The organism is Pigmentiphaga sp. NML080357 (genome assembly GCF_002188465.1).
Classification (GTDB): domain Bacteria; phylum Pseudomonadota; class Gammaproteobacteria; order Burkholderiales; family Burkholderiaceae_B; genus Pigmentiphaga.
Window position 1 is genome coordinate 1 of the sequence record NZ_NINW01000027.1, and the last position, 6,087, is coordinate 6,087.

General features: G+C 63.9%; 5 protein-coding genes. All 5 read right to left on the reverse strand.

Annotation, left to right across the window (positions count from 1 at the left end; all coding sequences use genetic code 11):
- Positions 1-202 precede the first annotated feature (202 nt).
- On the reverse strand, positions 203-1,216 hold the full coding sequence (gene intI1 / locus CDO44_RS10965; RefSeq protein WP_000845048.1) for a class 1 integron integrase IntI1: 1,014 nt from the start codon (positions 1,214-1,216) through the stop codon (positions 203-205).
- Positions 1,217-1,454: 238 nt separating this feature from the next.
- On the reverse strand, positions 1,455-2,078 hold the full coding sequence (locus CDO44_RS10970) for a recombinase family protein (RefSeq protein ID WP_003155741.1): 624 nt from the start codon (positions 2,076-2,078) through the stop codon (positions 1,455-1,457).
- A gap of 61 nt (positions 2,079-2,139) precedes the next feature.
- Complete coding sequence (locus CDO44_RS10975) at positions 2,140-3,357, reverse strand: TniQ family protein (protein WP_087780286.1); 1,218 nt, start codon at positions 3,355-3,357, stop codon at positions 2,140-2,142.
- Complete coding sequence (locus CDO44_RS10980) at positions 3,354-4,262, reverse strand: TniB family NTP-binding protein (protein WP_003465065.1); 909 nt, start codon at positions 4,260-4,262, stop codon at positions 3,354-3,356. The genes CDO44_RS10975 and CDO44_RS10980 overlap by 4 nt, the downstream gene beginning before the upstream one ends.
- Before the next feature lie 2 nt (positions 4,263-4,264).
- Complete coding sequence (locus tag CDO44_RS10985; RefSeq protein WP_003465068.1) at positions 4,265-5,944, reverse strand: DDE-type integrase/transposase/recombinase; 1,680 nt, start codon at positions 5,942-5,944, stop codon at positions 4,265-4,267.
- Positions 5,945-6,087: the final 143 nt, after the last annotated feature.

Below are 6,087 nucleotides of genomic sequence, written 5' to 3' on the forward strand. Positions count from 1 at the left end.
TGTCGTTTTCAGAAGACGGCTGCACTGAACGTCAGAAGCCGACTGCACTATAGCAGCGGAGGGGTTGGATCCATCAGGCAACGACGGGCTGCTGCCGGCCATCAGCGGACGCAGGGAGGACTTTCCGCAACCGGCCGTTCGATGCGGCACCGATGGCCTTCGCGCAGGGGTAGTGAATCCGCCAGGATTGACTTGCGCTGCCCTACCTCTCACTAGTGAGGGGCGGCAGCGCATCAAGCGGTGAGCGCACTCCGGCACCGCCAACTTTCAGCACATGCGTGTAAATCATCGTCGTAGAGACGTCGGAATGGCCGAGCAGATCCTGCACGGTTCGAATGTCGTAACCGCTGCGGAGCAAGGCCGTCGCGAACGAGTGGCGGAGGGTGTGCGGTGTGGCGGGCTTCGTGATGCCTGCTTGTTCTACGGCACGTTTGAAGGCGCGCTGAAAGGTCTGGTCATACATGTGATGGCGACGCACGACACCGCTCCGTGGATCGGTCGAATGCGTGTGCTGCGCAAAAACCCAGAACCACGGCCAGGAATGCCCGGCGCGCGGATACTTCCGCTCAAGGGCGTCGGGAAGCGCAACGCCGCTGCGGCCCTCGGCCTGGTCCTTCAGCCACCATGCCCGTGCACGCGACAGCTGCTCGCGCAGGCTGGGTGCCAAGCTCTCGGGTAACATCAAGGCCCGATCCTTGGAGCCCTTGCCCTCCCGCACGATGATCGTGCCGTGATCGAAATCCAGATCCTTGACCCGCAGTTGCAAACCCTCACTGATCCGCATGCCCGTTCCATACAGAAGCTGGGCGAACAAACGATGCTCGCCTTCCAGAAAACCGAGGATGCGAACCACTTCATCCGGGGTCAGCACCACCGGCAAGCGCCGCGACGGCCGAGGTCTTCCGATCTCCTGAAGCCAGGGCAGATCCGTGCACAGCACCTTGCCGTAGAAGAACAGCAAGGCCGCCAATGCCTGACGATGCGTGGAGACCGAAACCTTGCGCTCGTTCGCCAGCCAGGACAGAAATGCCTCGACTTCGCTGCTGCCCAAGGTTGCCGGGTGACGCACACCGTGGAAACGGATGAAGGCACGAACCCAGTGGACATAAGCCTGTTCGGTTCGTAAGCTGTAATGCAAGTAGCGTATGCGCTCACGCAACTGGTCCAGAACCTTGACCGAACGCAGCGGTGGTAACGGCGCAGTGGCGGTTTTCATGGCTTGTTATGACTGTTTTTTTGTACAGTCTATGCCTCGGGCATCCAAGCAGCAAGCGCGTTACGCCGTGGGTCGATGTTTGATGTTATGGAGCAGCAACGATGTTACGCAGCAGGGCAGTCGCCCTAAAACAAAGTTGAACGACAGCTTTCCCAAAAGCTCTACGGCTGCTCTGGGTCGACACCGGTAATCGGATCGTTGCCGCACTGAACAGCGCCCCGTTCCAGGTCGCCTCCATTTATGCGGCTGAACCGAGGGAGAGCAGCTTTACGCCGTCTGGCCGCAGTTCGCCCTTGGGCGACACGTGCCGGTAGAGCGTCTGCCGGGTAATCCCGAGTTCTTCGCAGAGATCGCCCACCTTGGTTTCCGGTTGCCCCATGCTGGCCATCGCCAGGCGTAGCTTGGCGGCGGTCATCTTGAAGGGGCGCCCCCCTTTCCTGCCGCGAGCGCGCGCCGAGATAAGTCCAGCGACTGTTCGCTCGGAAATCAACTCACGCTCGAACTCGGCCAGCGCGGCAAAAATACCGAACACAAGCTTGCCGGCGGCAGTCGTCGTGTCGACCGCCGCACCGTGACCGGTCAGGACCTTCAGGCCCACGCTACGCGCAGTTAGGTCGTGCACGGTGTTGATCAGGTGGCGCAGATCACGGCCAAGCCGATCGAGCTTCCACACGATCAGCGTGTCCCCTTCACGAAGCGCCTTCAGGCAAGCAGCCAACCCTGGGCGATCATCGCGCCTGCCCGAGGCCAGATCCTCGTAAAGGTGCGCAAGGCTCACACCAGCGGCGATGAGCGCATCGCGTTGCAAATTGGTGGACTGGGATCCGTCCGCCTTCGATACCCGCATGTAGCCGATCAGCACCTTTTCACCCGTCACGTATACGTTCGATTATGTGACAGTGTGAGCCAGAAAGTTCTCGCCGTCAAAAACTGTCACTTAACCCGTCATTTAGTCTAAGACCTGCAAACGGCCATTCAGGCTCGTAATGTGACAAAAACTCCGGCGGGATGCCCTCCTTGGTGAACGTGGCGCGCAAACGTTCCAGGGATTCGGGGTCGCGTCGCCCGTAGGACGCCAGTGTGAACAGCAAGCGGGCCGTCTCCGGGTTGTGTCGCGCTTCAATGATGGCCTCATCGATGGCCTGGGCTGCTCGTTGCCAGTGGTTGATGGGTTCCGGCTTCGGCACCTTCGCCGGCAGGCCGTTGGTGAAACCAGTGTGCGGCTCCGTCTGAAACAGCGCGGCCTGTTCCCCGCGCGGGATCAGCGCCTTTGACTCGATCAGCGTGATGGCGGTGGCCGCCGCCTCCAGCATCTGCCACTGCACCGCCGGGGCCAGAATCTCGTAGGGACGCCACAGACTCTGCCCGGCGCGCAGCGGATGGCCGCAGCGCTCCCAGACATGGCGGATGCTCGCCGAGCAACTGCCGCAGTGCGAGAGCGGCGTGTTCAGCTCATCAAGCAGGGTGCGCAGCAGCCGGAACCACAAGCCGGCGTGGACACGCCGACGCGGCAGCTCCACAAAACCCGTCGTCAGCGCCTGCCAGGTGCGCCGGTCCATGCAGGCGATTGCGCCATCGGCAGGGCGCGGCGCAGCATCGGCGATTTCCCACTGAAGATACCGGCCGTGCATGCCCCAGTAGGACTCCAGCCAGCAGCCATGCTGCGGGCAGCTCAGCATCAAGGGGAGCTGCCAGACGAGTAGCACAGCTTGATTCGTTGGATCGTTCAGACACTGCGGACACGCCCGGCGAATCGTCTGGCTCGGTAGCCAGGCACGCCAGCGAGTGATGGACCGCACCTTGCGGGTGCGCTTGGGCAGGAGCACCGCGCATTGGAATGTATAGGTTTCCAAGGCTGCTGGTACCGAATCGTCGAGACTGTCGAGCAGCCACGGCACCCAGCCTGCAAGACTCATGCTGCGCAACCGCTCCAGCTCGACGCCACTGCGCTGGCAGAGCGCCGTCAGCAACGACAAGGATGGTGCGGTATCCAGGTCATCAAGTTGGCTGTGACCAAGATCGTGGGCCAGCAGCTCGTGCACGTCCATCTGGTAGCAGGCGGCGACCCGGTTGAGCCATGAGGACAGGGCTTCGCCTTCCTTGGGTGCCGGATGCAGCGGCCAGCGCGGCGCGGACTTCACATCAGTTCCCGCTCGAACTGTCGCCGCCGCTCACTGGGGCCGATGTAGTCGGCCATGCTGAGCGTGCGGTGGTTGATCGCTTCCTCGCCACTCTCCACGGCGGCGACGGCCGCCGCCACCAGCAGATGTGCAAGCTCGCCGATGGTGCCTTCGCTCCGGGTGAGCAGGTAGCGGGCCATGTCCAGCGTGGCAATCGGGGATGGCCGCCGTAGCGGGAGTGACGCCGCGAAGCTGGCCAGCAGCGAGCAGCAGTCCTCATTGGCCTCCCACGGCGGCAGCAGCATCGGCTCGAAGCGGTTTTCCAACTGATCGTCCGAACGGATGGCCAGGTACGCCTCGCGCGTGCCGACCCCGACCAGGGGGATACGCAGCTCGTTGCCGAGGAAGCGCAGCAGGTTGAGGAACTCGCGCCGGTTAACGCTGTTGCCAGCCAGTACATTGTGCAGTTCGTCGATCACCAGCATGCGCACGCCGACCTTGCGCAGCAGGGCCAGCGCCAGTTGCTCCATTTCCGGCAGCCGTGGGCGCGGGCGCAGCGGCGCGCCCATCGCAGCCAGCAGCGCGACATAGAAGCGGATCACCGATGGCTCTGACGGCATCTGCACGACCAGCACCGGGATATGTTCTTGGTCAGCGTCGGTGCCGACCGGGTGCGCCCGCCGGAATTTCTCGACGATCATCGACTTGCCGTTGTTGGTGGGGCCGACCAGCAGCAGGTTTGGCATGCGTTGCTTGTTCGGCCACGCATACAGAGTTTCCAGCCGGTTCAGCGCCTCGACCGCGCGCGGGTAGCCGATCCAGCGGTCGGCGCGAATGCGCTGGATGCGCTCGTCTGCCGGCAGCCTGGCCAAACCCTGTGCCGCTGGCAGCAGGTGGGACAGGTCAATGACGGGATATTCGTCCACGGCTACCACTCCTCGATCTGATCGAACGGTTTGGCCGGCGGCAGGTTGTCTGCCTGCGGGTCAGCCATGTCCACATCCGGCGGTATGGGCTTGGCCGGTGGCTCCGACGTCTTGAGGTGCTGGCGGCGATCAGCGTCGCGCCGCGCCTTGCGCGTGGCCTTCTGGGCGGTGGTCACGATCTCGCGCATCTGCCCGATCATGCGGAACAGCGCCGACTCGTCCACCTGCTCGCGCCCGAGCTGACGCAATTTGGCCAGCGCCTGGCGTTGTTCCCAGAGGGTGACGGCCGGATGGGACAAGGTGCGGTAGTGGATCTCCAGATAGTGCTGACCTTCCGGTTCCAGTACCCAGATGCGGCTGATGTCGCGCGGATCGCGCCGGATCAGGAAGGCGGGCAAGCGCTCGCGCCGGGCAATCCACGGCTTGAGGGCGTCGGCGTAGTAGTGGATGTGGTCGATGACAAAGCCGGTGCGGGTCAGGGTGCGGCGGATCACCGGCAGGAAATCGACCAAAAACGCGGTGGGGCGGGTAACGACGGCCGGGACGCCAACGCGCTCCACGGCCTCGGCCCAGCGCGCGGCCGGCGGCTGGAGCAGGCCGTTGTGCACGGAGCCGTGATAGGTGCCTACCGCCAACGCGAGCCAGCGCTCCAGCTCGCGCAGCGTCAGGGTGGCCATCTTCTCGGAATCGTACTCGCCGCGCTGGCCGGGATTGGAGAAGGTCGTCCCCGGTAATTCGTCGTGGATCATCTGCATCGCCGTGCCGATGATCCGTTCCACGATGCCGCCGTAGTGCGGCTGGCCTGGTGGGCGATAGTCCAGCCGGATGCCATGCTGTTCGCAGCCACGGCGCAGCGCTTCGCTTTTGAACTCGGCCGCGTTGTCCAGATAGAGCAGCCTGGGCTTGCCGCTCATCGGCCAGTCCATTTCCACATTCAGCCCTTCCAGCCAGGGCCGCTTGTCGCAGGCGGCATGCGCGAGGCATAGGCCGACCGAGACGGCGGACGGCGCTTCCAGCGTGACCACCATGCCGAGTACGCAGCGCGTGAACACGTCGATGGCGAGGGTCAAATATGGGCGGCCAATCGGTTGCCGGTCGCGCTCGTCGACCACGATCAGGTCGATGACGGTGTGGTCGATCTGCACCTGTTCCAGCGGCATGGTGACTTCGGGCGGAATGCCACCCGCGCCTTGCAAGGGACGGGCAGCGTCCTGCCCGCCCCGGCTGCGGGCTATTTTCGCCGGGTGTAGTCCGGCAATCCGCTGGGCCACGGTGTTGCGCGCCGGCACCGGCAGCTTCTGGGTTTTGCACGCCTGCGCGACTTCGCGGTGGAACGCCGCCAGGCTGCGTTTCTGCTTGGTCAGGAAGCGCTTTTGCAGCAGCTCGCGGATGATGCGCTCGACCGGTTCCGGCAAGCGCCCCTTGCCTTTGCCGCCGCCGGATCGGCCGGGCGTCAGGTCTGTTACCAGGCCAGTACCCTGCCGGGCGCGACGGATCAGGACATATACCTGTCGCCGGGACAGGCCCAGCGCTTGGGCTGCCTCATCGGCGGCTTCATGCCCGACCACCTCAAGCGCTGCCAGTGGCCCGATGATTTCCGTCCGGTGCCGGGCTTGCGCCCATGCCTCGTCGGGCAGGGTGGCCACGCCTTGCGCGGCAATCGGTGGAGTGTCTGATGTCATGCCCAAACCTCGCTTTGGTGCACACGAGTATTGAGCATAGTCGAGATTGGTGCAGACGACTCCTGATATTGGGCTGTCAGGAGCCGTATGCACACCAGGCGTTACATCCAGTCAGATGGTGCGGTCGTCTTCTGAAAACGACA

Coding starts and splice junctions, on each gene's coding strand:
- intI1 (WP_000845048.1), bottom strand. CDS start 1,216: ATGAAAACCGCCACTGCGCCGTTACCACCGCTGCGTTCGGTCAAGGTT.
- CDO44_RS10985 (WP_003465068.1), bottom strand. CDS start 5,944: ATGACATCAGACACTCCACCGATTGCCGCGCAAGGCGTGGCCACCCTG.